The following is a 24643-nucleotide window of genomic DNA, read 5'->3' on the forward strand; positions in this document are numbered from 1 at the left end:
ATAGCTAATCCATGGATGTACGGTGCTATTTTAATATGCTGTTTAAAAGTTTTCTTGGAAACCTTGCCATTGGGGAAAAACTGGCGGTCAGCTTCGCTATACTTCTCATACTGCTCGCCATCGTATCCGTCGTCGGTGTTTTTTCGCTCAGCGACTACAATCGCGGTGTATTGATTGTAAAACACGCCAACGACACTGAAATTGCACTGCTAGAGGCAGAAAGGGCCGAGAAGAACTTCACAATCACCCAGAACCCAAAATACATCCAGCGCGCCCTCAAGTACCTCGGTGAGGCTAAAGCGGCTGTGACGCCCCTGATTGATATGCAACAGGCTGGCAGTGAGGACAGACAACAGGCAGAACAGATTCTTGACGGTGTCCGGTCCTTTGAGGAACTGCTCAAACGGTATGAGACCAGCATTTCCGGGCGGGCGGACATCGTCAGATCCCTGGTAGATCAAATGGCCGCTGTTGCAGGCAGTACCATCGACTCAATGGAGGATCTGAAACAGGGCGAGCTAACAGAGTTGCAGGAGGTGTATGACCTCGCGGTTGCAGAAATCATTACCATGGCAGTGATCGCCTTCCTCATTGCCACCGTCCTTGGATGGTTACTGACCCGATCCATTACCCGGCCAATCAAGGAAGCGGTCGACATTGCGAACAAGGTGGCCTCAGGCGATCTGACTGTAAATGTCCAGAGCCAGCGGGGCGACGAGTTCGGTCAGTTGCTTGCCGCTTTTGCCACCATGATTACCAATCTCAGAGAGCTGATTTCCGAGATCGAAACCGGGGCGTCCAGTATTGCCTCCTCTTCAGAAGAGCTTTCCACCGTAACCGATCAGACCAGTAAGGGCGTGGCAGAACAACAATCCCAGACTGACCAGGTTGCCACGGCGATGAATGAGATGGTTGCAACGGTCAACGACGTGGCCAAAAGTGCGGAAGCGGCGTTTGAGGCCGCCAATCAAGCCAGCGAAAAATCCAGTAATGGTGAAAAGGCTGTCCGGGAAACTCTGGATCTCGTTGCAGACCTGAACAAACAAAGCGCCAATGTGATGGAGCAGCTCAACGGTCTGCAAACTCAAACCAACAACATTGCGACTGTGCTGGACGTGATCAAGTCGGTTGCCGATCAGACCAATCTGCTGGCACTGAACGCCGCCATCGAAGCCGCCCGTGCCGGCGAACACGGACGTGGTTTCTCGGTGGTGGCAGACGAAGTGCGGTCACTGGCTCAACGTACCCAAAGCTCCGCCGCCGAAATTGAGACCCTGATCAGCAATCTGGTCAACAGTGCGGAAACATCGGTTGCCAGCATGGAGACCGGCAACAAGCTAGCCGAACAGACACTGGAGCGGGCGCGACTGGCAGGTACTGTTATTCAGGAAATGGCGCAGGGGGTTGAGGAAATCCGCCAGTACAACAGCCAGATTGCAACCGCTGCTGAAGAACAGAGTTCCGTTGCAGAAGAGATCAACCAGAACATCACCCTGATCCGTGATGTGGGCGATCAGTCTGCTGCCTCCACCGAACAGGTCTCTTCCGCCAGCCAGGAACTGGCGCGGCTGGCAGAAGGACTCAATACCCAAGTTGCCCGCTTCAAGGTGTAACCGGGGAGACAGATGACAAGAAAGTCCGGCCATCGATGACGCCGGGATTTGTTCGAGATACGTTGACCACGGCAAAGGAGCTGGCCGTCACCGGCGAATTTTTCGGGGATGAATGCTAAGGGACTTTTGGTGCGAGTGCCGGAATATTGAATGTGGACCCGGGAAACAGTTTCGAATTTCCGGTTCTTATATCCAGGATCTGAGGTGTCATGGATTGATTTGGGCTGGTATTTGACGTTCAGATAGCTGCACTAAGAACGTGTTGCGTCCCAATGTCAAATCATCAGTTCCGCCAACTCATAGCCACGACAGAGGCGATGATTATGAATATTGGAGACGAACACATTCGCCTGAGAGAGCTGTCTTCGCTCGACATACTCGATACCGCCCGAGAAGAACGGTTCGATCGTCACACGCGCTTGGTCGCGAAAATTTTTGATATGCCAACTGTGATCATTTCCCTGGTCGATGCGGACCGGCAATGGTTTAAATCCGGCGTCGGCTGCGAAATCCGTCAAACCAGCCGTGAGGAAAGCATTTGTTCCGAGGCACTCAATCTGGGTTTCCTGGAAATTCCGGATACCTTTAAGGATGCCTTTTTTCGCAACCACCCCGGCGTCAAAGGCGAGCCGCCACTTCGTTTTTATGCGGGAGCCGTGCTTTTCGGCCCGACCGGGCAACCTCTGGGCACTTTATGCCTGAATGACACGGTTCCCCGGAGACTCACTGCCACTGAACGGTCATTGCTGAAAGACTTTGCCCAGCTTGTCCAACACGAAATGAACCGGGATGTGGCCCATGAGAAGAACCGTCGCAGCATCCTGGATGCGACCTTACGGGATCCCACCACCGGATTGCCGGGCGAGGCCCTGTTGAACGACACCCTGGAAAATCTGATACGAATGTCCCAGGACGAAGAACGCTACCTGGCGATCATTCATTTGTGGGTGGACAACCTCGACATGATCGGACAACTGTACGGAGAAGCCGCCCGTAATGCGGTCGTACGGACCATAGCCGATCGTCTCACTGCTCTCGACGAACGGATACTGGCGGCTGCAAGGGTTTCGGATGATCGCTTTGTCCTGATTATGCCGGTCGAATCGGGCGAAGCCAGCGTAGACTCGGCAAGGCGCGTGCTAACGCGGGTAGGCGAGCACGTGACGTTTGAGAATCGTCATCTGCGACCTGAGATCAGCCTGGGCACCAGCCTTTACCCTGTGGACGGGGAACGCGCCGACAAATTGATGAGTCGCGCCCGCAAGGCCTTCAATCACGGCATGTCCTATCATCGGATTCATTTTTACAACCTCAAGGAGGAGGCAAAAGCTAATCGGCGTCTTTTAATCGAGGACCGTCTGGAAACGGCATTAACCGAGAATCAGCTGACGCTCAACTATCAACCGATCTTTACGGCCGACGGTAGCCGTGTTGTCAGCTTCGAAGCCCTGGCCCGATGGAACGACGAGGAACTGGGTGTGGTAAGTCCCGGTGAGTTCGTTCCCATCGCCGAAAGAAGCGCCCGGCTTTCCTATCTGCTGACGTATTACGTGCTTCGGATGGCCTGCGCTCAGGCTCAGACCTGGCGAAAAAGGTCTAATGAGGAGGCTGTCCATATCGCGGTAAATGTTCCCGCTAGGGAATTCTACCGCCCAGGATTTGTCGACGCTGTGCTGGGTGTACTGAGAGACGTTGGCCTGGATCCCAGCCGGCTCATTCTGGAACTGACAGAGGAAGGGATGATTCAGGATATTGAGCAAACCATTGAGACCATGGCGAAACTGTCAGCAGCAGGCCTACAGTTTGCGTTAGACGATTTTGGCACCGGCTATTCATCGCTCAGCCATTTGCGACGCTTGCCTGTGGACACCTTGAAGATCGACAAGAGCTTTATAAATGACCTTGCCACGAATCGGAAAGAGTTGGAGCTTGTCACGGGCATCATCGGGATTGCCCACGGCAGGGGCTTGAAAGTAGTTGCAGAGGGCGTGGAATCCGCAGAGCAACAACAACTGTTGATCGCGCTCGGGTGCGACAAGATTCAGGGATACCTGCTGGGACGCCCCGTCAGTCCTGACAAAATCGCTGGGATTCTTGACGAGCGATCAGAGGACAGGGGAAATCATCAATTAAACACGGGAGACACCAATGTTTCAGGCCCAACTGTCGACTAATGAAAGCCAGCGTGAACACGCGATCCAGGCGTTGGGTGTTCTGGGTGCCGTTCCAGAAGAACGATTCGAGCGTCTGACACGCATGGCGAAACGGATTTTTGACGTGCCGCTCGCGTTAGTAAGTTTTATTGATACTGAAGACAAAGCGTCCTCTAATCTCGACATTCCGGACGCGCTGCATGAGTTTCGTTTCTTCTGTGATTATTCCATTCGTAACGATGGGCTATTTATTGTCCCCAACACACTGATGGATGAGCGGTTTAATGAGCACACGCTGGTGACGAGTGGCCGTGAAATTAGGTTCTACGCAGGGTATCCTCTCAAACTTGCCAATGGCCAAGTGTTCGGGACCTTATCGTTGGCGGATGATAAGCCACGTGAATTTAGTGAGGAAGACCGGCAATTATTCACCGATCTCGCGGTAATGATAGAGGAGGTAATCGCCGCACTTCAACTTGCAACTCAAGACGAACTCACAGGGATTGCCAACCGAAGAGGTTTCATGAACCTGGCCCAATACGCTCTGGAGTTTTGCAAAAGACATCATCGCTCGGCAACGGTACTCATGATAGATCTGGACCACTTCAAGACTGTTAATGATCTTTATGGCCATGCCGAAGGAGATGCCGCTTTGGTGGCATTTACCCTTCTCCTCCGTGATGAGTTCAGGGCTTCGGATGTTATCGGTCGTATAGGTGGAGATGAATTCATCGCCTTGCTGACGGGTGTCGGGTCAAAGAAGATAAAGGCTACTTTAAAGCGCCTTGCTCAAGCTGTGGAAAACTACAATTTTCACGCGGCAAGGGGCTATGAGCTTCAGTATAGCGTGGGCTATGTGACCAGCGGACCCGACGAGACCGCATCTCTCAAAGATCTTATACAGGACGCTGACAAGCTGATGTACGAGTCCAAGCACAAGACAGAGGATAATGTGGTTTCTTAAAGGCGTTATCAGCCGCCTATCCAATCAGGCTGTGCCAGGTTCCAATCTCTTGAGGATCTGGCAACTGATTAAAATTCTCTTCTTATAGAAGTCCAGCCAGTTATAGCGCCAGGTGCGGGTGTAGCGCTCTAACTGGCTGGCCCTATACCTATTCGGCTCGATGAGGAGGTACAGGGATATGCCACGTAGTGGTTGTGGTTGTGGTTGTGGTTGTGGCTCTGCAAGAACGAACGACCCAATATGGCTTCGGGGGCAACTACAATACCGATGAAAGGTCAATTTCCATCAAGTTGTCCAATGCCTCAGCTTTTGGGTTCTCCACTGCATGTGTCACTTGAATCTCAATAAATAGCGTCGCGCCGTTTTTCAGTGTGGCCGTGAAGGCCAGCGGGCGCTGAGCTCAAGATTTACAGTGGTCAAGGACTGCTGGGCCCCTAGCTGTTGGCGGAGCGTTGCGTTCCGCACCGCGCAATACAAGGGGTAAGAGTGCCTAAAACTCTAGCTTATTCAGTCCAAGAATAGCTGGTCAACAATATTGAAGGGATAATCCCAAAAATGCTCATCTAGGAAAAAAATGTTCCCTTCCGTTAAACTTCCCTCTTTGCGAACGAGTCTCAACTGTTTAAGGACGTTTATTTGCATATAAATTAACCAGAACAGTTTTAAAGTGGGTGGCCTATCGCTTTCATTCGAACGTGATGAATACTCAACTTGTAACTCATGCAGGTCGAACGAACGACCAGAGCATTCCGTCAAAATCTCATACAACATCTTGTCGATAGAACATATTCTCCGGGACATAATTTAGCCTTAAGAATCAAATGAGATCCGTTATTAATTAATGGGTAGTATATGCCGTGGACTGAGAAACTCAAGAACGGAATAGTCTTGCCTCCACTTTGGAGGCAACAATGTGCGATCTCAAAAAGAGATTTGGTCAAAACCTCAGAATAGTCCGCAAATCCAGAGGGTTATCGCAAGAGCACCTCGCCTATGCTGCGGGGATCGATAGGAGCTATGTCGGCAAGATAGAGCGCGGGGAAGTAAACTTAACCATTGAAAAGCTTTACTTGCTTGCAAAAACCATTGGGTGTTCACCGAAAGACCTTGTTCCTGAAGTCTGAGCCTTCAACGGCGATTTATTTTCGGCGTCGTTCGCTTAGGGGGCAAAATGACTGTATCGGGAGGAAGAGGTGACAATAGGCTTGGGGTAAGCGGAAAGCAGACCTGTCACTATTAGTCCAAAATTTTCATTGTGAGGGTTTCCAAAATAGCGGGGGCAACAAAATAGACTCATGGCAATGGTGAAACGCACAGCTAGGTCTTCTTTCGAATCACTTGGCCATTTTCATCTAACTCTGTCAGGTAGCGATTTGTTTTGCGTAACGCTTCAGCGGTTCGGCCTGATTCTCGATCACGATCTACAGTATCGAAAACGGCATCGGGATCGACAGGGACTCCAGCGGCTGCAAGAGCCTTAAGATCTTCTCTAACAGACTCTATAATTTTTGATTTTGACATAAGCAACTCCTGCTGGACTTTAATACAGATAATAGACCATTGGATGTTGGTCTGTCCCGAAGTGGGGATGTCACAAGTAAGCACTAGGCAGGCTGCATCCTGCTTGCAGCACCCACCCCATGACGATTCCCGAGATGATTTGAGATGAAAACTCTTCTTTTTTCTTCTGTCCCTTGCCCTCTCAAAATCGACTCAACTTCAGGATTGACCTTAGCAGCCAGATAACGAACACAAATAGAATTGAAAAAAGAGCTCAAGTCCGGACGTTGACCAGCCACCAGTGCCCTTGATCGTAAGAATGCTGGGCCATAGACGGCAGGTAGACGCCAGCAACCGCCGACAAACCATGGGCCGAATTCCGAGGAAATACATTAACCATTTCTAAGCCGATGTAACCGCGCGCCTGCCAGGCCAGCATCAGTAGCATGGTCGCCTCGCCATTGTTCCGATGCATGCTGTGATGATGGCGCGACGGTGCCTAAACACCGTTGCGAAAGGCCTCGCCGATGCTGTCGACCAGCGCCGGCCAAAGCAGCGCCTGGGCAATCTGTTCGGCGCTAATCAAACGCCTCTCAAGCCTCCAGCAAGGCGGCGATCACCATGATCTCGACTTTCCATTCCGGCTTCGCCAGTTTGGCTTCCACACAGGCGCGCACGGGAGGGTTGCGATCCGCTACCCAGGCATCCCAGGCGGCATTCATGTCGGCAAAGTCGGCCATGTCCGTGACCCAGATGGTCGCAGAAAGCAGGGCGTCCCTGGATGAACCGGCACGCTCCAGCAGCGCGTCGATGTTGTCCAGTATCTGCTGGGTCTGCTCACGCATGCCAACGCTGGCGTCGTTGGCGACCTGGCCGGCTAGATAGACCGTGCCCCGATGAACAACAGCCTGGCTCATGCGAACGTTGGAGTCGATATGGTTAATGGACATAGGGCTGTTCCTTTTTGGATTGTATAGTCAGTGTTACGAATGGTTTTGGAAGGTACTCAGAAAACCCGCCAGGAAGGCCGCGATATCGGCCCCCAAGCTGGCGCTGGGATAGTTCCCTTCTTGGATGATCACCACCGGGCCGGCCAATTTGCCCAAGCGTTCCCCGACCCGGGAAAAGTCCCGGGTTTCGAGTGTCATGCCCGCAAGTGGCTTCCGGTCCCGCGATGTACAGGGAAGCACTAATGGATCTAGAGGCAGGGCAGCCTGAGCGGCTCCACCAATTCAAGATAGACATTCCGTTGAGGTCTTGATTGCGGGAAGTGCCGGTCTCTATAGCGTGCCCTTATCGAAGACCCTGTTAGTCTTTTACAACAGGTTCTTATAGAACTTTCCTCCTTTCATGATCGCCAAAAGCTGATGTTCTGGTTCCGTCAGGACGTTGATATTCTCAAGGGGATTATCGCGAGTCACTAGCAGGTCACCGCGTGCGCCGGGAATGATCTCGCCGAAGTCCCCGACATGACCATAGGCATCAGCTGGATTGCAGGTTGCCGCGCGAATCAGTTCGTCGGTCGGAACAACATCTTTGCGCAGGTGAAATTCGTTAAGCTGGTGTCGCTGCATCCGCCCCAGCAGATCAGAGCCGTATAGCATTTTTACACCATGCCGCTGGGCCATCTCCAGAGCCTTGCCCCCCGCATCAAGTACATCGTAAACCTTCTTTTGCAGATGGGGTGCCATGCCGGCTTCAACACCTTCCTTGGATAGCGCATCATAAGTAGAGAGGGTGGGCGTCAGATAAGCATTGTGTTCCAGAAACAGCCGGCAGCTCTCTTCATCCATCAGATTACCGTGCTCGATGGTTTTGACTCCGCGGGGTAGAAGCCGATTGATTGCCCGTGCGGTGTAAGCATGCGCCATGGTGTGAATGTTGGCAGCAGTGGCTTCCTCAACAATGGCATCGATCTCTTCCAGGGAAAACTGGGTGCTGTCAATTCGGTCCGTAGGAGAGGAAACGCCCCCGGAGGCCATGATTTTTATCTGGGTGGCGCCCTTGCGAATCTCGTCGCGAGCGGCCCGGCGCACTTCACTGACGCCATCACAGACACGTCCCAGACCAGCACAGCAAAAACAGCCTTCGAATGTTTGCTGGCCAGGTCCGCGCATGTCGGCGTGTCCACCAGTTTGCGAAAGCGCATTGCCACAGTACAGGAGACGAGGTCCAATAAGGCTGTCTTCTTCCACGGCTTTGGCCAAGCCGTGGTCGGCACCACCGGCATCGCGCACGGTGGTGAATCCCCGCATCAGCATATCTTCCAACAGTGCACTGGATTTGGCACCCACATAGAAGGGAGACAAAATCTCTAACAGGGCAAAGTTTGGCGTTATCGCAGTGACATGCACGTGCGAGTCCACCAGGCCTGGCATGAGATAGTGACCTTTGAGATCCACTACCTGATCATCTGATCCGCTGAGTGGGGTGTCGCTGATCTCAGTAATGCGACCGTCCTTAACGCGCACCTCGTAATTGGCCAGTACTTGGCCCCTACGGGTATCGATTACGTTTGCGTTAGTGAAGCGTATCGTTGTCATTGGATTTCCTTAAACCTCATTCAGAACATTAATTTTGGAAGGTACAGTGACAGCGCTGGGAACAGCACGATCAGCAGCAGCGCAACCAGGTCCATGACAATGAACCAGGCTACGCCTTTGAATACTTCTTGAAGGGTTACGCTGTTGCCTAGCGCGCCCTTTATGACATACACATTAAGACCAATAGGGGGCGTCACCAGCCCCACTTCAAGCAGCTTGACCACAATAATCCCGAACCATATAAGGTTGAGATCGGCGCCCTCTACCAAGGGCAATATCAGCGGCAATGTCAGCAGCATCAAGCCAATGGAATCGATGAACATCCCCAAAACGAGATAGATCAGGGCGACAGCCAGAATGATCCACCAGGTTTCGGTGCTGACACCCAGGATCAGATCGGAGAAGGCGGCCGGCACCCCGCTCAAGGCCAAAAAACGGGTAAAGAAAAGCGAACCGATAAGAATAATGAAAATGCTCGCGGTACTTACGGCCGTGCTTTTCACCGCGTTTTTAAAGGCGTCCAGGGTTAGCGAACGGCGTGTGAAGGCGATCAGACCGGCAATGGAAGTGCCGATGGCTCCTGCCTCAGTGGGTGAAAAGACGCCCAGGAAAATGCCCCCCAACACGGAGCCAATCAATAGCGGTAGGGGCCAGATGTCCTTGAAAGCGTCCCACTTTTCCTGGCGGGTGGAGCGAATGTTGGTATGGCCTGCCAAACTTGGCTTGAAGTGGACCCGAACCATGATCATCAGTATGTACAACAGAGCGGATATGATGCCTGGCAGGAAGCCGGCCATGAATAGCTGGCCGACAGAAACTTGGGCATATACACCATATAGCACCAGGAGCACACTTGGCGGAATCAACGAGCCCAAGGTGCCAGACGCGGCCACCGTCCCAGTAGCTAGACCCTTGTCATAGTTGTGCTTGAGCATCTCGGGAACGGCAATCCGTGACATGGCTGCGGAGGTTGCGACACTTGATCCAGAGGCTGCCGCGAAAAAAGCCGAGGCCATGACGCTTGAGACTGCCAGGCCGCCGGGAAGGCGAGCCAGATAAAGCCGCATGGCATGGAACAGTCCCTGGGTCATATTGGTGGTGGTGCAAAGGTAACCCATGAACAGGAACATGGGCGCGGCAGTCAGTTCCCAGGTGCCGGCGAAATCAAAAGGGGTGGCGGAAATCATTCCCCAAGCTACCGATATGCTCGTAATCTGGCTAATGCCGATGATTGAAACCAGCCCAAGCGCGACTCCGATCGGGACCCGCAAGGCGATAAGTGTCAGTGCGAACACAATGCCCGCTACGCCAATTTGAATGTTACTCATAGTTGGCTCCTAAAGTGCCTGGCGAAGACGCAGCGCCTTGGCGATATTGGCCAAGATAGCCAGACACATTGCCGCAAAGCCTACGGGAAGGGCCCAGCGGCTAGGCCATAGATAAAAGTTGAAGTTTGCCATGGCGGTCTCCTGCTGAGCGGTAGCGCGGATAGCATCCAGCAGACTCTGGTAGCCAAGCAGGCCGAAATAAGCCAGGCCGAGGAGGCTGGCAAAGACATACAGCACTAGCTGGGTGCGCGGGGAGAAGCGCCCAACCACGACGTCAACACTGATATGTTCCTGCTTGAGTTCAACATAAGCCAGTGGCAGAAACACGACACCGACCATGTAGTAGAAGGACACTATCTCCAGGGTGCCAGGAAACGAAGTGCCAATGACGTAGCGCAACGTGACGTCGACCGTAACGTGCAGGGCCATCAGTATCAGGAACAGCCCTGACAGAATAAGAGCGGCTTTACTAATCCAGTCACTCAAGGCTTCCAGCCGCATGGTTGGAGAGGTCATCAGATGTGCCCCCGCACCGAACTGTTGGTCCGGCTTGCGAAGCCAGAATTGATCAGCGTCTGCTTCCAGAACAGCATCATTTCCCGATAGAGTTCGGGGTCGTCTCGCCAGATACTCTGGGCCGCCATGCCACGCATCATGCATAGCGTCGCATTCAGTGCTACCCGATTTTCATGCGCACTATGCTGCTCACTGGATACCAGCTGTTCCCAGATAGCTTCAAGGGATTCGTTAAAGTGTGTAGCCAAGGGCACGAGGACTTCCTTTGCCGCCTTATCAGTGCGGGCTGCCGTGAGAAACTCCAGGGTCACCATGAATAGATCACCCTTAAAGTGTTCATGGAGTATATCCAGCAGCGTTTCGAATTCGAGGGTGCCTTCTTCAACACGCTTGGCGGTCTCGCGGAAGCTCTCGACCTCGCGATCCAGCAGGTCTTCCATTGCGGCCTCCATCAGGATCGCCTTGGTTGGGTAATGATGCACCAACGCACCGCGCGATACTCCGGCCTGCTTGGCTATATCCACGGTCGATGTGGCGCGTATCCCCTTTTGCAGGATGCATTCCAGAGTGGCCTGCATAATCCTGGCCTGCGTCTGCTCGGAGCGTCCTTCTTGTGTCTGGCGTGCAGTCACCTGGGTGCCTCTTCGGTCTGGGGCCGCATGCGGCCCCGAATTCATCTGCTCGGTAAGCGAGTACTAACTAGTAGATACCGTAATCGGTAGGCAGCTTGCTGTAGATTTCACGCATCGCCAGTTCGGCCAGCGCTTCCTCGTCGTTGCGATCTACCTTGCTGACAAGGTCAACCCACTTGTCGTAAGTCTCAAGGAAGTCGTCAATCAGGGCCTCTGGATCTTCAATGCCATGCCGGTCCCGGGCTGTATCGTAGATGTCGGTCAGTGCTTTTGCACGGAAGGCATCGACTGATGCTGTCAAGTCTTCGCTGGGCTCGTAGACGTTGCTGCCTTTGGAGATCGCCTCTTCCATCGAAGCATCGGCATTATTGATGTATTGGACGGTCATCCTGGTCATAGCTTTTGCGGAAGCCTCTTTAAAGACCTGACGCTGCTCATCATTCAGGTCTGCCCAGAATTTGGGATTGAAGCCCCACTGCGGACCTGACCAGTACATGCCGGTCGACAACAGGGTCGTGTGTTCAGCTACTTCCCAAAGGGAACGGTCAATCAGGTCGCTGACAGCGTTGGTCGCACAGTCCAGTGATCCGCGGTCGAGGCCGGTGTACATTTCACTGGATGGTACATTGACGGGGATGCCGCCAGCTTGTTCTACCCATTCGGATACAGTGGAGCCGGCGGTCCGAATTCGTTTGCCTCGAAGCTCCTCAAGGTTGCGCACCGGCTCGCGGCACATAAGCACGTAAGGTGGCGTATTGTAGGCGCCCAGATAAACGACACCGCTATCCTGCCATTCCTGAAGTTGGGTCGGGTTGTTCATGCTGAAATCAGTTACCGCAAGGATACTGATCAAGGGATCATCAAAGTTAAAACCTAATTCCTGAATCGCATTAGAGACCGGTAACTCGGACGGTGTATAGATGGCCGCGTGATGGGCGACCTGCACCACGTTGTCCCGAATGCCCTGCAAATTTGCGCGGGGAGACAGCAGTACCGTTCCAGTGTAGACCTCGGGTTGCAGATCGCCATCTGACAGTTCCTTGACCGTTTGGGCCCACTCGATGTAACCGTATCGGGAAAAAGGATGCTGCTGATCGTAGAATACGTTGGCTATAAAAGAAGTGGCGGCGAAAGTTGATGTGGCAAGAGCAGGGAGCGCAAGCGTCGCAATCCCCAATGCTAGTCGGATAGGCTTAAGTGTCATTTTGTTCTCCAGTGCCGTGACGGTCGGCGTTTTTTAATATTGTATTTACCAGTCAACTGGACGAAGGAGGCAGGCTTGTATCTGCGACCTAATTTCTAGACTAGTATGCATATGAGATAAAAACAAGCTCGTCTGTTTGTTTTATAATCAGCCTTTAGATGGAGGAGCCATGACCCACAGTAAAGAGCCGACACGGCTTAACGTGTCCGGCACGTTACGGGGAGTTCGCAGGATGCTGCCGCTGGCAGCTTTTACGGTGGCATTCGGGCTGGCGTTCGGGGTGGCAGCGGTGCATCAGGGGCTGAGTCAGTGGGAGGCCATGCTGATGAGTACGCTCATGTTTTCAGCACCCTCGCAATTCGCGGCGCTTGATCTCTGGGATGCCGAACTGCCGATTCTGGCGATGGCAATCACCACCCTGGCCATTCACACCAGACATACCTTGATGAGTGCCGCCTTGTATCCCTGGTTACAGCCACTACCACGATGGCAACAATTCACTACCGTGGGCGTGTTGACGGATTCTAACTGGGCCATGGCTATCAGTGAGTACCATCGCGGAGAGCGCAATGTGGGTTTCCTGCTGGGTGGTGGGCTCGCCTTATGGGTAGCCTGGGTCCTAGGGACCGGTATCGGATTGTTTTTTGGGGGAGGAATTACAGAGCCCGAACGCTACGGCCTGGATGTGATCATGCTCTGTTTTCTTCTGGTAATTACCGTTGGCAGTGGTCCGCGCAGGGAGCTCTATTTATCCTGGGCCGCGGCGGCCGCAAGTGCCATGGTGGCCTACTGGTTCCTGCCGCCCTACCTGCACGTAGTGGTTGGGGCCCTGACCGGGGGGCTCGTGGCCACGGCGCATTTCCGTGATGCAGACACGGAGGAAAAGCAGTGATTGGGACGCTTATACCGCAGTCGCTTTTGGCCATAGGGATCATGATTGCGATCACCTATTTCTCGCGCGCCAGTGGTTTGTTGATCATGTCGCGCATACCCATTGGCCCCAAAGTGAAGCGGTTTGTTGATGCGATGTCCAGTTCCGTACTGATCGCGGTCATCACACCGATGATCATACACGGCGATGGCGGAGCCCGCCTGGCTGCATTGGTTGCAGGGGGGGTAGCAATATTCCTGCGCAGCCCCTTATTGGCTATTGCGCTAGGGATGGCGGTGGCTGCGCTATGGCGGTACTAGATTCATGCGGTAGGTTGCACCACGGTTCGGCGCGGTTGATCGTTTGGGTAGTTGCACGGCAGCATCCAGCAATAAACGGGCTTGGTCGGCATGGAAAATGAGTGGAACCCGTTGCGGCGTCACGCGCCTTGGTGGAACATGTACGGGTGAATAGCTGATCAGCTTGCGCAGCTCCAGCAAGTCGAAAAACCGGCGAACAGTGCTGAGCAGCTGGTTGTAGCTCTTCTACGAATGACGCGGACGAGAGCCGAGGAATGACTCGACCAACTCAGGTGTAATGTGCTCCAAAGCCTCGACTTGCTGCTCAATCAAGTAATGGTCCAACAGCCGCAGCACCTTCTCTTCGCATAAAAAGCACTTACCCGATGCCCGCTTGGCTGTCAGAAACTCCAATGTATCCGCACATAGGAGGCTCCAAATTTGCTATTTAAAGAGTAAGCGTTCGGACATCCCGCCTTGTAAGTGTAGTAGCCCCATTTAAACCGAACACCTTGTTAGAAGCAAAGGCCCGGGAACAGACTTGGTGCACAGGCAGGGTCGCAGATGAAGGAGAATAAGCAATGGGATGGACTCCTCCTCACCTCACTCCTGCGTCAGCACTACAGACAATAGGCTTGGGGTAAGCGGAAAGCAGACCCGTCACTATTAGTCCAAAATTTTCATTGTGAGGGTTTCCAAAATAGCGGGGGCAACAAAATAGACTCATGGCAATAGTGAAACGCACAGCTAGGTCTTCTTTCGAATCACTTGGCCATTTTCATCTAACTCTGTCAGGTAGCGATTTGTTTTGCGTAATGCTTCAGCGGTTCGGCCTGACTCTCGATCACGATCTACAGTATCGAAAACGGCATCGGTATCGACAGGGACTCCGGCGGCTGCAAGAGCCTTAAGATCTTCTCTAACAGACTCTATAATCTGTGATTTTGACATAAGCAACTCCTGCTGGACTTTAATACAGATAATAGACCAATCGATGTTGGTCTGTCCCGAAGTGGGGATGTCAGAATCGCATAGGCGCGATTGAACGCGATCCGGCCCTGGGCGCTGGGACGCTCTTATGCGCAGTTGCGCCGCCGCCATCATGAGCCGGATCCAATCACAGCCAAGCTGAACGGGCACGACCCCTATGCCTACATTAAAAGAGGTGCTGCCCCGGCTGCCGACAACGCAGAAGAACAACGCCATCGAGGAGCTATCGCCCCACAACGGGAAGCCGGCTGTTACTGACAAGGTGTGATGGCCGGACGCTTATATTAGATCTGCGACCTCATCCAAAAAGCCCGGATTTTCAACGATTTCCCGTCTTGCCTCCCTTGCAGTCGCTATCCGCTGAGCCGGATCGCCGAGGTTCATCAGTGTTTCGTTAACCCTGGCATTCGTGCGCTCTACAGACTCCCTGGCTGATCGTAAGGCTTCCGTGATGCAGTCAAGGACGGCAGCAACGTCTCGTTCCTGCTCTTCGGCAATTGGTGAACACCTAGTTTCCTCGGGGTCGTAAGCCTGAATGGCGCGGCGTACCAACTCAGATTCTGAGACGCCGTAAAGATCGCTCCACTTCTGGAGGCTGGATAAGTTTTCCAGCGACAATGAAAGCTGTTTGCGAGTGAATGCAGACATAGATCTCTCCCATGTTACTTCGAATATACACACAGACGTGTAAAAAACTAAGGGGAAGATTCTCTAAACTCAGGTTCAGAGCCCAGTGATGCAATTGCACTGCGCCCTTCGCTCTCAGACGAAGACGATCCTCCTTTTTTAGAAACCTACGACCATATTGAGCGAGGGTCGCTTATTGGAGTGGTAACCGTAAAATGCAAGTCCTCGCGAGCAACTGTAATTCTTCTAACGGCCGGCTGCGACTATGCCTATAGCTTCCCGCTCTCCCGGCCACTACGCAACACCATGATGATTTCGAGACAATGCTAAGACGGGACCACCAGAGAAAGCCCTCTAAAAGGGGTTCGGCTCAAGATACATTCTCCGGGCGTGCTTACGAAACGGATGCCCTGAGTTTCTCTCAGCGAAGTCAGACACTCAGGGTCCTTATGTACTGACTTCAGATCGCTTATGCGATCGAAGGCTTTCAAGTTAGGGAGGAACAAAAAAGGTAACTTGGAAGGTAGGCAGGGTGAGAAAGGATTGGTGCCAAGTCTCTCCCTGGCGCGTCACACCACTCGGCAGGTGTCGCTTCTGCCTTACATCCATGCCGGCATTGAGCCCTGGTCCTCCTGACCAAACGACCCAATGAGATTTTACCATGTGAGGTGATTTTCTATGTAAGAGATGTCTCAACGTTCTGTAGGATGCTGCTGACCTGCTACCCTCTAGTAATGCCTGTTGAGACTTGGGCAATGTTGAGAGATGCCAGCCCCCCGTTGAATCGTAAGTTGGTTTGGCTCCTATTTATCTGCTCCCTCGTTTAACGCCCGCAGCACGGGCAAATTGGAGCGCAGTGGAAACTTTGTCCCAATGGCTGCGACTGTTAAATTCTAGCGCTTTCCGTCTACCGCACGGTTAAGAAGATAAAACGCGAAGAGTATGATCAAGACAAATGCCAAATAGTAAAACCAATAAAGGTCGCCAAACCCCCACGTCAAAGTACCGATGGCAATAATTGACACTTCCATGGTCAGCATCTGTCTATCACGCTGCTTCCCAAATTTGGGCGTGTATTTTAAGTTGGATTCCGGTTGATCCAGCGTTTCCCGCACAACTTCCTCTACCCGAGAGAATCTCCCGCGTACATCCTTCCAAGTATCATGCACAGTTTTCACGCGCTCTGTGTACATATTGGTTAAGTGATTGACTTCCATATGAAATTTAGGAATATGTTAAAAAAGGCGTGTATACACTTGGGGGCGTCTTTAATGTGGATAAAACGGCACTCATTTGTACACATCCGGATTCTCGGTTGCGCTTTTCAACTTAGCCAGCGATTTGCACATGGGTAGAACCGCTGCGCTCACCAAATGACCCGCATTGAAATGCAGCCTCAGCATACGAATTCGCATTGTTTTTTTTGAGCTCCCAAAGTTTTGTTCATAGGTATAGTGTGAGGCAGGAGATCGCATGGAAAGGTTTTGTCAGGAAGATAGACGAGGTGGCGAGTACTTTTTACTTATGCGCGCACACCCTTCAGGTAGGCATGAGGATCATGGCCATTCAGCTTCGCTGACTCGATCAGGGCCATGACGGCAGCAGCACGCTGACATTGGAGAGCGGATTTTTTACCGCGACGAGATGAGCCAGTGAGGGGAATCTGAACCGAGGTAGGTTCACTCATAGGCTAGGAGTGGCAAGGGCACCAGCATAAATCCAAGCTTTTAAACAAAAGCGAACTTTCGAGTCAGGGCTTTTCTCCAGAGCCTCCAAGCTAATCACAGCCATTTTATCCAGTATGATTGGCGGAGCAAATTGCAGACGCTGAGTGATTACATGGCAGAGATGGCAATGCTCGGCTAAGCTATTGTTTTATAAATTTATGTGCAGCGCGATTGATGGTTCAAAGTCAGTAATAATGACGCAGTCAAATTTATGCAATGATAAAGCGCGCTGCCTAAATGATGTAAAAACACAAGGACACGCATGGATCAAGAGACAGAGCTTTTAGTAGAGGCAATCACCAGTCTGAAATCTGAGCCCAATTATTTCAAAGACTATGCTTTTCCCATCGCAAGCGCTTTTTTCACCTCGATTCTTGGTGCAGCAATAGCCTATTTCACATTGAGGCATCAGGAAGGTGTTCAGATCGAAAAAGAAAAGATGGATGCGACGAACAAGTGGACATTAAATGCCGAGGAAGCGCGAAGCACTCTGTTTGCAATGAAGGGAAATTATCATGGAGAGCTTAACGAGAATCCCTTCCAGCGTATCATGTCTATTCCAAGCATCTTGTTCAAAGCAAAACCTTTGACAGAAGATTTCCAGGGGCTTTCATTTATCGTTCCTGTGGGGAGTGACACGGAAGATGAGATCCCCAAATGGAGTCAGATCCCCAGAGTTAGAATCATGGTTTCCAATTACAATTACTTGCTAGAGCTATGGGAACAGCGGAATACGCTCAATGAACAATTTAAGTCGCGTGTATTTGAAGTGCACGGAGATAACGGGAGAATGGCGTTATCAAAAGATGAGATTATTCAGGCCGTTGGCCAAGCTTTCTTGGTCACATTTACCGACTTAAATGAGCGTGTCATTCGTTTAACCGACGACATTATTCTAGAACTCGATAACTTTTTGATGGAATTCCCGAAATATGCGAAGAGTAAAATCCAAGTCAAGCGTTTGAAGCGGTATGGATCGATTTTGATGCACTCCAACAACGAAAATCCGGTCATTCTCGAGTTGCTTAAAAAGTCACCAGATCCAGATTCTCAGATCCTGAGTGAGATCATCGGGGAACCGGAAGAAGCTATTCGACAGCGACATGCGACTGGGTATTGAGAGAAGTTTTAACAATGTGGTCAACGGGACCGGTCTACCGGTAAGAATCTTGCCAGGATAATCGACCAAAAATCATGGGATAACGACAACTATGAATGTGCGCGAAAGACCTGTTGATGAGGTCATTAAAGAACTTGGGCTGCCAGCGGAAACTAAATACCTCGGCTATGTGGTGTACCTGCCCAACGAAGACGAGTTTCTCGGGTTTATCAAGGAAACGAGTAGCACCATACAACGCGGATTTGTGAAAACACCGAGCGGTGCCAAGGTTTATCAATCCTACAAGAAAGCTCTGCGCGATGCGGGCAGGTGTAAGCAAAAAGCTGAACCAAATCTACTTTTTGATATTGGAGATCACCTGGCCGCCGTGCCTATTGATTGACAGATGACCGATTGGAATCCAGATTATATGAATATAGAAGAGGCTTTTGAGTACGCTCGCGTCAACGCTGACGTATTGGCCAAAAAAGGGGAGATAGTTGCAGGGGTGGCATTCTTTCCCGGTGACAGCAACGGTGAGTTTCAATTGTTCGAACTGACCTATCAGTACCCAGAAAGTGAAGACGAATACGCATTCCTCGCCTATTTCCAGGGTGGGAGCCTCTTCTCCAGCTCAACCACTGAGGAGTCCTACAGTGGTGACACGTTTGAGGAGGTTTTGGCAGAGATGCCAGATATTGCCGAAGGTCTTAACTACCAGTGTTTCAATACCGAACAGACTCTGGCTGGGATGACGGCTGAAGGGTGGCTGTGTGAGATCTATCCCCAATTACCAGATCCCGAAATGATCGATACAGATCGTTCTGTGTTTAAGATGACGGCAATTAGTCTGATTTCTGAGCTTGGAAATAGTTTTCAGCACAATGCACCCTCAACCAAAAACTAAGCGAAAGGTGGTGTGAGCCATACTTATAGGCCCTCGGGTTCTACCCCGTTTCCATGGACGGTTGTAAAACGGATTGGACTTCCCCCGCAGAGTACGACACCCCCAAGCCTTCAAACGGAGGCCCGTTCGAAGGCCTCGATGGTCCAACCTGAATGTCGGCTTTGCGACCGTCCCGCATCCCACGCGACACCTAAACAAAAGCGAACATTCGAGTCAGGGCTTTCCTTCAGAGCCTCACAGCTAATCACAGCCATTTCATCCATTATGACTGGCGAAGCAAATTGCAGACGCTGAATGATTAGAGGGCAGAGATGGTCATGCTCGGCTAAGCTATTGTTTTATTGATTCATGTGCAGTGCGATTGATGGTTCAAAGTCAGTAATAATGACACAGTCAAATTTCTGCAATGGTAAAGCGCGCTGCCCAATTGCTGTTGGAGGTAAAACCTTGCATATCGAAACCTTTAACGAGTCACCTGAGCTATCAAAGATTCGTCAGACTCGGCTTTATACGAAGCTCCGACCTTATGTCCACGAGCGCCTAGCACCTGTGAAATTTGCTGTGGATTTTCGGCTTCGAGATGAAGATGAGAGCCGCCTTTCGGTCGAAGATCGTTATTTCGCCAAATTAGACATACTTATTGGGCAGGTTCTTAAGAATTGTAAGACGCGCCAGTTTCTGAAGATGTCTATGGCTCGCCAGCTTGAACGTGAGGCAATGTCATGCCTATCTATAGAAGTAATTGATCGAGCGTATATATCCGAGCTGGTGACCCTGTTTGAAAGACTGAACGAATTTCCAGGCTTGTTAAGAGAGTCGTTTGTATCACGAGCCTCCGATGTCAGCGATTTAGAGAAAAAACTCCTATCCTTTTTCAACCCAGATCTATTTGATAAGAGGAATTTTGCCCATCACGGCTTGTACGCTGGGTTCTCTGGTCTGGTAGAGCTGGAGCTGTTGGAGGAGAAGGTGGTCGACATAAAATCGCTCCACCGCTATTGTGAGATGTTTTCTGCCCAAGTCCACGAGAGGCTCAATTGGTACCGCTACACTGAGGAGTCTTTCGCACCGTTTCTATTTAACTACTTGGAGTTGGTGGATCAAAAAATTCGTCAAGACGATGAGTTTATGGAGCCAACTGATCTGCCGGAGGATTTCAGAATCTCAAGGAGCTTATCAGCGAACATCAGGAGGCAATATAAACATAAATCCTTCTACAAGGCGGTCAACTCTAACCAATAGTTGCAGTTCATTCCGGGCCCACCTGCCCTCCATCGGACAGCCTTTTCTCCGCTTCGCTGCGCAAAGGCTGCCGCTGAACAATGGCATTATCCCCGAATCTGAACGTCCGCTTTGCGACCAAGCCAAGCGTGATTACCGCCAGATTAGTCTAATCAGCGATGCAGCTAAAACAGGTATGTTTGCACTGGGAGCAAGAAAAAAGTGACATCGACTCTATGGTTCGCGTCGCGTCATATTTGAGAATCTGTTTCTCCTAAGCGACAGCTATTTTTTGAAGAAAGATGCCGTGAACCAGCGCTGCCTTAAAACTCTTTAGGCGACCGATTAATAAGTGCTTCCATACGTGGCGCTAACATTGATGAGCGGAGGTTTGAAATGGAGCGATCATTCGCCGCTGCCGCGTCGCAGTGCGTGCCTTCTGTGTATGACATATAGATTTGCGCTTTCTCCATCTCCTGTATCCATATAACGGAATGTGAGCAGGGTTGAACTTCGATATCGTTCTCGGAAGCGATTTCTCCGTATTGCATGTCCTCAGGGTTGGTATATGAATGGGTTTCGTAATAAGTGCCAATTTCACTCTCCTTTTTTTCCCAGTCAAGGGAATCACCGCCTGGTGGCCAGCTTAAAGGTTTTCTTTCATTTACTATCAGTACTATAAATTCTTGGTCTACGTCATTTTCGTAATCTGAAAAAACGACTTGGCTGGTCGTACCGTCGGTTCTTGAGCCTAGATAATTAAAACGACTGTCCACAGTAATAGTAACTCCCAAGTCCGCAACCAGTAGGTTGTTAGGGCTATCATCGCGGGTGAAATGAGAGGGATACTGAGAAACTTTCGTTGAAGCGCAGCCAGCTATCAATGCAGCAACGGCCAGAAATTGCCCTAACTGTAAAATCTTCACAAATATTCTCCTGAGCTTAGGCGGTTTAAGCAGGACGGTGGCGGAAAGATAACATCCTTAAACGGATTTGTATTTTCGTTTGGGCAGCATTCAGATTTCAAAGCCTTCTCCAAAAACGGGACTTCCCCCGCTAGATCTAGCAATCCAAAGTGTCAAAACAGGCGTGTTTGAAGTCGAGCCCGAGGGTTCGCTTTGCGACCTCAGCTGTTACAGAGCATGGGAAGGCCAGGTTATGGTTTCCCATACCCTGACGATGTGTCGCGTGCTTTAGGTGGCTCGTAGCGGTTTTTATCAATGGCTGCATAAACCCTTGTCGGATCGAGCCATTGATAACCAGCGCTTGCTGGCGCAGATCCTGGCCTCTTATCAGGGCAGCTCTGGCGTGTACGGCCCACCACGGGTGTTTCTGGACTTTCGGGAGGCCGGGGAAACCTGCGGCAAGACCCGGGTCGCCCGGTTGATGAATGAAAGAGCATAAGATCAAAGCGCTGCGAGGCTATAAAGCGCCGAGAGTGATTGCCGGAAGACCGTCAATCCTTACAGCGAACAAGCTCCAACGCGAATTTACGGTGAGCTGCCCAGATAAAGCCTGGGTGACTGATATCACCTATATCCGCACTTGGCAGGGCTGGCTTTACTTGGCCGTGGTTGTCGACCTGTTTTCCCGGCGTGTGGTGGGTTGGTCGATGAAACCGACATTGCATCGCAGCTTAGTTGTGGATGCGCTGCTGATGGCCGTCTGGCGTCGACGCCAGAAGGACAAGGTATTAATTCATTCGGATCAGGGCACCCAATACGGCAGTGATGACTGGCATCGTTTCTGCCTGGCTCACAACCTGGACCCCAACATGAGAGTCGGTGGGGTAACTGCTGGGATACGGTGGCGGAATCCTTCTTCAGCAGTCTGAAAAAGGAACTCATTCGAAAGCGGATCTACAAAACCAGTGACCTGGCCAAGGCGGATGTGTTCGTCTACATCGAAGTGTTTTGTAACTGCTACAATAGCAAGATAGCAAAGTTTGGAGAGCAGTTATGAGCCCAAAGAGTTTCACTGAGCGGGAGCTACTTGATGGCCTCGACAGTCACACTGCTCACGCCGATGTCGTTGCAAGCCCACTTTGTCACGAGCTGGAACCCCTCGATCGATTGATGGGCTCCGTAAAGCGCTATGAGCGTCCTCTTGATCCGACCACCGAAACCGATGAGTGGGAGTCTCTGCAAAAGTCTTGATCAGGACTCGAACCAGCCACCCGAATTCAAAAATGGGGTCTCCAGTGAGGAGTCGAACCTGCGACCTGCTGCTTAAGAGGGAGCCTATATAGATTGTTGTAACGTCATAAAAGATATTTTAGAAATCGAAGATAAGTGCATGATAATGAAAATATAATATGGCGTTGTAAATATTTTAATTTATTTTTAAGTCTCAGCGTTGGGTGGTCGGCGCAGGATAGATTATGAAGCTGCTTTAACGAGCTATCGCTTGCACTACTAGTGGTAGGGCTATCTTATCTCTCTCAGTATGACTTATTATCGACATTATAAAAAAGGATTTTTCAAAAGGATAGGAGCGTCAACCTTGTTTTTGCGAAAAAGTGGCGAGAAACAAGATGGTCAAAGAAGGCAAAGATCCGGCTGGTCAGTTTTATTGAGCGCCCTTGTAGCACTTTTGGGGATTATGGCTGGCGGTGTTGCTTCTATATTTACCGATGAGATCCGTAGAGCTTTCCCGTTTGTGCATTTTGGTAAATGGGAATCTTTTTTTTCTGATACGGCATATGGACCGTTGGTCCCTGAGGCTATGGCGTTTTGGGTGCTCGCTGCCGTATTTTTCCTCCTGGTTTTTTGGAGAGATGCAGCGGCCTCTCGGAGGCGCGCACGTGCTCAGTCTGATTTATTATCAGCAACTGGGAAATTACAAGAGCAGATAGACGCTTACACTGACACCCTCAGAACAATGCCTCCGCAACATTTTTTATCTATTTACCGAGAAACGTACAAAAACTGCCAGAAAGCTGCAAAATTAGCGCAGTATGCTGCTCAAGTGAGCACTGATCTAGAAGAAATTCAACACAAGTTAGCCGAGGCGATTAGAACCGTGCTGACTGGTCTAGTCGACCTAGCGTTCACATGGGACTCTCCTGTGCCTGAACAGCTGGGTAAAGTAACTTACAGGGCCAATATCATGCTGTTCCGTGCGTTCGAGGATATGGACGCGTCTGAACAGGAAGAGGTTTGGGCTCGATCTAGATTTTTCGTTGATACCAATCTCGTTGCGGCGAAAGCTTCCTTGGATGGGGTGTTGGATTTAGCCAATTCCATCTTTACCACGACGACTGAGTCGCCAAAACCCCTTCCTGACGATAGCGTCCAGCCGTTAGCTCTTCCTCTTACAAAGCTGCCAAGAAAGGAGGGTAAGCGAGTGCAGAACTTACCTGGTGCGCCATCGGCATTTGTTACAAGGCGGTCAGAGTGGATTTTGAGTCCAGAAGCTATGGTTGAAAAATGCGAGTTAGTCCCCGGCCTCAACAACACAGATACTTTGGAGGAGATTAAAAAATATTACTTGCATGATGAAAAGGCCCAGAGCATCGTCTCACTGCCGTTGTTACCTCAAGATGGGGGGGAGGCAGTAGGTGTTGTGAACATCTATAGAAACAAAAATTCGATTCTGAAGGACCGCAAGCGTTCAGAAGAATTTGACGCCGTTGCTTTTCCCTTTTGTACGATCTTGATTGATCTTTTGGCTGAATATTACACCGCTCCAGATCTAGTGGGAGTTGAGGTGAAGGGAACTGGTGCTAATAGCAAAGAGAGCGTGGGGTTCGGTTCAGATTGTTAGGTGTGGCCGCATCTACTAGAATGGTTATACGTAGGAGGAGCTTATGATTAAGAAAGCGAAGTTGACCCGTGGTGACAGCGCAAAGTTGGCTGAATTGTCCAGCGCATTCGATACCGCTGTTGCGAATGCGACCGCTTTGCATTTAGAGGTCATGAACGGGGCGTTCAAGGCAAAAAAGCACACCCACATCATTGATTCTTCTAGTGGAGCCAGCCCCTACGGAGAAGAGGTCAAGCTGGATCGAGAGGAGTGTATCTAAGGATTACGCTCCTCTGGCCACCCTAACTAATTTAGGCCTACCATTTACTAAATGCCTGCTAATACCCAAAGGCGTGAAGCAATGGTCGGCCAAAACTCGTCTAACTCACATACTAATCCCTTGGCAGATTCCTGAACGTTAGCGAGCGGCCTTTCATTTGTCTTGTAGTTGAGCCCCCTGTTCCTGATCTGACCTGCCCCCAATTACTAAACCACTCACTGCTTAGTAATATCGGTTAATTTCGACCCTTTTCCCGTAGTCCGGTAGCCAGCGGCAAACTCCAGTGGTGTCTGGTAGCTCAACGCTGAATGGGGCCGGTTTTCATTATAGTCGCGTCGCCAGTTACCGATGATCTTGCGGGCGTGAGCCAGATCCCGGAACCAGTGTTCATTCAGGCACTCGTCTCGGAAGCGCCCATTGAAGCT

26 protein-coding genes and 3 pseudogenes are annotated in these 24643 nt (G+C 51.1%); 15 read left to right on the plus strand and 14 right to left on the minus strand.

Features of this window, described 5'->3' with window-relative positions:
* Positions 1-35 precede the first annotated feature (35 nt).
* From F6Y09_RS19780 to F6Y09_RS19795, 4 genes are all read left to right on the plus strand, one after another.
* The gene (locus F6Y09_RS19780; protein WP_152208685.1) at positions 36-1613 is read left to right on the plus strand and encodes a HAMP domain-containing methyl-accepting chemotaxis protein; all 1578 of its coding nucleotides are present in this window, start codon (positions 36-38) and stop codon (positions 1611-1613) included.
* Positions 1614-1936: 323 nt separating this feature from the next.
* The gene (locus F6Y09_RS19785) at positions 1937-3787 is read left to right on the plus strand and encodes a putative bifunctional diguanylate cyclase/phosphodiesterase (RefSeq protein ID WP_179959479.1); all 1851 of its coding nucleotides are present in this window, start codon (positions 1937-1939) and stop codon (positions 3785-3787) included.
* The gene (locus F6Y09_RS19790) at positions 3762-4730 is read left to right on the plus strand and encodes a sensor domain-containing diguanylate cyclase (protein ID WP_152208687.1); all 969 of its coding nucleotides are present in this window, start codon (positions 3762-3764) and stop codon (positions 4728-4730) included. The genes F6Y09_RS19785 and F6Y09_RS19790 overlap by 26 nt, the downstream gene beginning before the upstream one ends.
* A 911-nt stretch (positions 4731-5641) precedes the next feature.
* Positions 5642-5854 (plus strand): helix-turn-helix domain-containing protein, encoded by a 213-nt coding sequence (locus F6Y09_RS19795; protein ID WP_152208688.1) that lies wholly within the window; start codon positions 5642-5644, stop codon positions 5852-5854.
* Between the two features lie 193 nt (positions 5855-6047).
* On the opposite strand, the gene F6Y09_RS19800 is transcribed toward F6Y09_RS19795, so the two are convergent.
* From F6Y09_RS19800 to F6Y09_RS19830, 9 genes are all read right to left on the minus strand, one after another.
* Positions 6048-6251 carry a hypothetical protein gene (locus tag F6Y09_RS19800; RefSeq protein WP_152208689.1) on the minus strand — a complete coding sequence of 68 codons (204 nt, stop codon included), beginning with the start codon at positions 6249-6251 and terminating at the stop codon, positions 6048-6050.
* Positions 6252-6504: 253 nt separating this feature from the next.
* A complete protein-coding gene (locus tag F6Y09_RS20230; protein WP_179959480.1) occupies positions 6505-6705 on the minus strand; it encodes a hypothetical protein in 201 nt (66 codons plus the stop codon).
* 118 nt (positions 6706-6823) lie between these two features.
* Positions 6824-7180 carry a RidA family protein gene (locus tag F6Y09_RS19805; RefSeq protein ID WP_152208690.1) on the minus strand — a complete coding sequence of 119 codons (357 nt, stop codon included), beginning with the start codon at positions 7178-7180 and terminating at the stop codon, positions 6824-6826.
* Between the two features lie 33 nt (positions 7181-7213).
* Positions 7214-7378, minus strand: coding sequence for a hypothetical protein (locus F6Y09_RS20235; RefSeq protein WP_179959481.1), 165 nt, complete (start codon positions 7376-7378; stop codon positions 7214-7216).
* A gap of 168 nt (positions 7379-7546) precedes the next feature.
* Positions 7547-8773, minus strand: coding sequence for a metal-dependent hydrolase family protein (locus tag F6Y09_RS19810; protein WP_152208691.1), 1227 nt, complete (start codon positions 8771-8773; stop codon positions 7547-7549).
* Between the two features lie 20 nt (positions 8774-8793).
* Positions 8794-10101 carry a TRAP transporter large permease gene (locus tag F6Y09_RS19815; RefSeq protein ID WP_152208692.1) on the minus strand — a complete coding sequence of 436 codons (1308 nt, stop codon included), beginning with the start codon at positions 10099-10101 and terminating at the stop codon, positions 8794-8796.
* Between the two features lie 9 nt (positions 10102-10110).
* The gene (locus F6Y09_RS19820) at positions 10111-10617 is read right to left on the minus strand and encodes a TRAP transporter small permease subunit (protein WP_218944213.1); all 507 of its coding nucleotides are present in this window, start codon (positions 10615-10617) and stop codon (positions 10111-10113) included.
* Positions 10617-11249 (minus strand): TetR/AcrR family transcriptional regulator, encoded by a 633-nt coding sequence (locus F6Y09_RS19825; RefSeq protein ID WP_152208693.1) that lies wholly within the window; start codon positions 11247-11249, stop codon positions 10617-10619. The genes F6Y09_RS19820 and F6Y09_RS19825 overlap by 1 nt, the downstream gene beginning before the upstream one ends.
* Before the next feature lie 67 nt (positions 11250-11316).
* Positions 11317-12453, minus strand: coding sequence for a C4-dicarboxylate TRAP transporter substrate-binding protein (locus F6Y09_RS19830; protein WP_152208694.1), 1137 nt, complete (start codon positions 12451-12453; stop codon positions 11317-11319).
* Between the two features lie 169 nt (positions 12454-12622).
* Between F6Y09_RS19830 and F6Y09_RS19835 the strand changes: the two genes are divergently transcribed.
* Positions 12623-13345, plus strand: coding sequence for an AzlC family ABC transporter permease (locus F6Y09_RS19835; RefSeq protein WP_152208695.1), 723 nt, complete (start codon positions 12623-12625; stop codon positions 13343-13345).
* Positions 13342-13644, plus strand: a complete 303-nt coding sequence (locus F6Y09_RS19840; RefSeq protein ID WP_246180617.1) for an AzlD family protein — start codon at positions 13342-13344, stop codon at positions 13642-13644. Before F6Y09_RS19835 ends, F6Y09_RS19840 begins: the two co-directional genes overlap by 4 nt.
* A gap of 726 nt (positions 13645-14370) precedes the next feature.
* Here the strand turns inward: F6Y09_RS19840 and F6Y09_RS19845 are convergent.
* Positions 14371-14574: a hypothetical protein gene (locus tag F6Y09_RS19845; protein ID WP_152208696.1), complete on the minus strand. Its 204-nt coding sequence runs from the start codon at positions 14572-14574 to the stop codon at positions 14371-14373.
* 168 nt (positions 14575-14742) lie between these two features.
* Between F6Y09_RS19845 and F6Y09_RS20905 the strand changes: the two are divergent.
* Positions 14743-14881 (plus strand): annotated as a pseudogene (locus tag F6Y09_RS20905) (transposase domain-containing protein); the annotation flags it as partial.
* An 11-nt stretch (positions 14882-14892) separates the two neighbouring features.
* Here F6Y09_RS20905 and F6Y09_RS19850 read toward each other — a convergent pair.
* Together F6Y09_RS19850 and F6Y09_RS20245 are read right to left on the minus strand one after the other, a co-directional pair.
* Positions 14893-15261, minus strand: coding sequence for a hypothetical protein (locus tag F6Y09_RS19850; RefSeq protein ID WP_152208697.1), 369 nt, complete (start codon positions 15259-15261; stop codon positions 14893-14895).
* A 1510-nt stretch (positions 15262-16771) separates the two neighbouring features.
* Positions 16772-16891 (minus strand): annotated as a pseudogene (locus tag F6Y09_RS20245) (transposase domain-containing protein); the annotation flags it as partial.
* 338 nt (positions 16892-17229) lie between these two features.
* Here F6Y09_RS20245 and F6Y09_RS19855 point away from each other — a divergent pair.
* The 4 genes from F6Y09_RS19855 (at position 17230) to F6Y09_RS19870 (ending at position 20215) form a co-directional block, all read left to right on the plus strand.
* Positions 17230-18087: a hypothetical protein gene (locus F6Y09_RS19855; protein ID WP_152208698.1), complete on the plus strand. Its 858-nt coding sequence runs from the start codon at positions 17230-17232 to the stop codon at positions 18085-18087.
* A gap of 91 nt (positions 18088-18178) precedes the next feature.
* Positions 18179-18469, plus strand: coding sequence for a hypothetical protein (locus tag F6Y09_RS19860; protein WP_152208699.1), 291 nt, complete (start codon positions 18179-18181; stop codon positions 18467-18469).
* A gap of 3 nt (positions 18470-18472) precedes the next feature.
* Complete coding sequence (locus F6Y09_RS19865) at positions 18473-18973, plus strand: hypothetical protein (RefSeq protein WP_152208700.1); 501 nt, start codon at positions 18473-18475, stop codon at positions 18971-18973.
* 384 nt (positions 18974-19357) lie between these two features.
* Positions 19358-20215 (plus strand): hypothetical protein, encoded by an 858-nt coding sequence (locus tag F6Y09_RS19870; protein WP_152208701.1) that lies wholly within the window; start codon positions 19358-19360, stop codon positions 20213-20215.
* A 302-nt stretch (positions 20216-20517) separates the two neighbouring features.
* Here F6Y09_RS19870 and F6Y09_RS19875 read toward each other — a convergent pair whose 3' ends face one another.
* Positions 20518-21120: a hypothetical protein gene (locus F6Y09_RS19875; RefSeq protein WP_152208702.1), complete on the minus strand. Its 603-nt coding sequence runs from the start codon at positions 21118-21120 to the stop codon at positions 20518-20520.
* A gap of 247 nt (positions 21121-21367) precedes the next feature.
* Between F6Y09_RS19875 and F6Y09_RS20650 the strand changes: the two are divergent.
* From F6Y09_RS20650 to F6Y09_RS19905, 4 genes and pseudogenes are all read left to right on the plus strand, one after another.
* A pseudogene (locus F6Y09_RS20650) lies at positions 21368-22114 on the plus strand (IS3 family transposase); the annotation flags it as partial.
* Between the two features lie 38 nt (positions 22115-22152).
* Positions 22153-22350, plus strand: coding sequence for a hypothetical protein (locus F6Y09_RS19895; protein ID WP_152208705.1), 198 nt, complete (start codon positions 22153-22155; stop codon positions 22348-22350).
* A 346-nt stretch (positions 22351-22696) separates the two neighbouring features.
* A complete protein-coding gene (locus F6Y09_RS19900; RefSeq protein ID WP_152208706.1) occupies positions 22697-23959 on the plus strand; it encodes a hypothetical protein in 1263 nt (420 codons plus the stop codon).
* A 43-nt stretch (positions 23960-24002) separates the two neighbouring features.
* The gene (locus tag F6Y09_RS19905) at positions 24003-24218 is read left to right on the plus strand and encodes a hypothetical protein (protein WP_152208707.1); all 216 of its coding nucleotides are present in this window, start codon (positions 24003-24005) and stop codon (positions 24216-24218) included.
* Positions 24219-24433: 215 nt separating this feature from the next.
* On the opposite strand, the gene F6Y09_RS19910 is transcribed toward F6Y09_RS19905, so the two are convergent.
* Positions 24434-24643: integrase core domain-containing protein (locus F6Y09_RS19910; RefSeq protein WP_152208708.1), on the minus strand; the 210-nt coding region annotated here is incomplete at its 5' end.

The organism is Marinobacter changyiensis (assembly GCF_009193265.1).
GTDB classification, from domain to species: Bacteria; Pseudomonadota; Gammaproteobacteria; order Pseudomonadales; family Oleiphilaceae; genus Marinobacter; species Marinobacter changyiensis.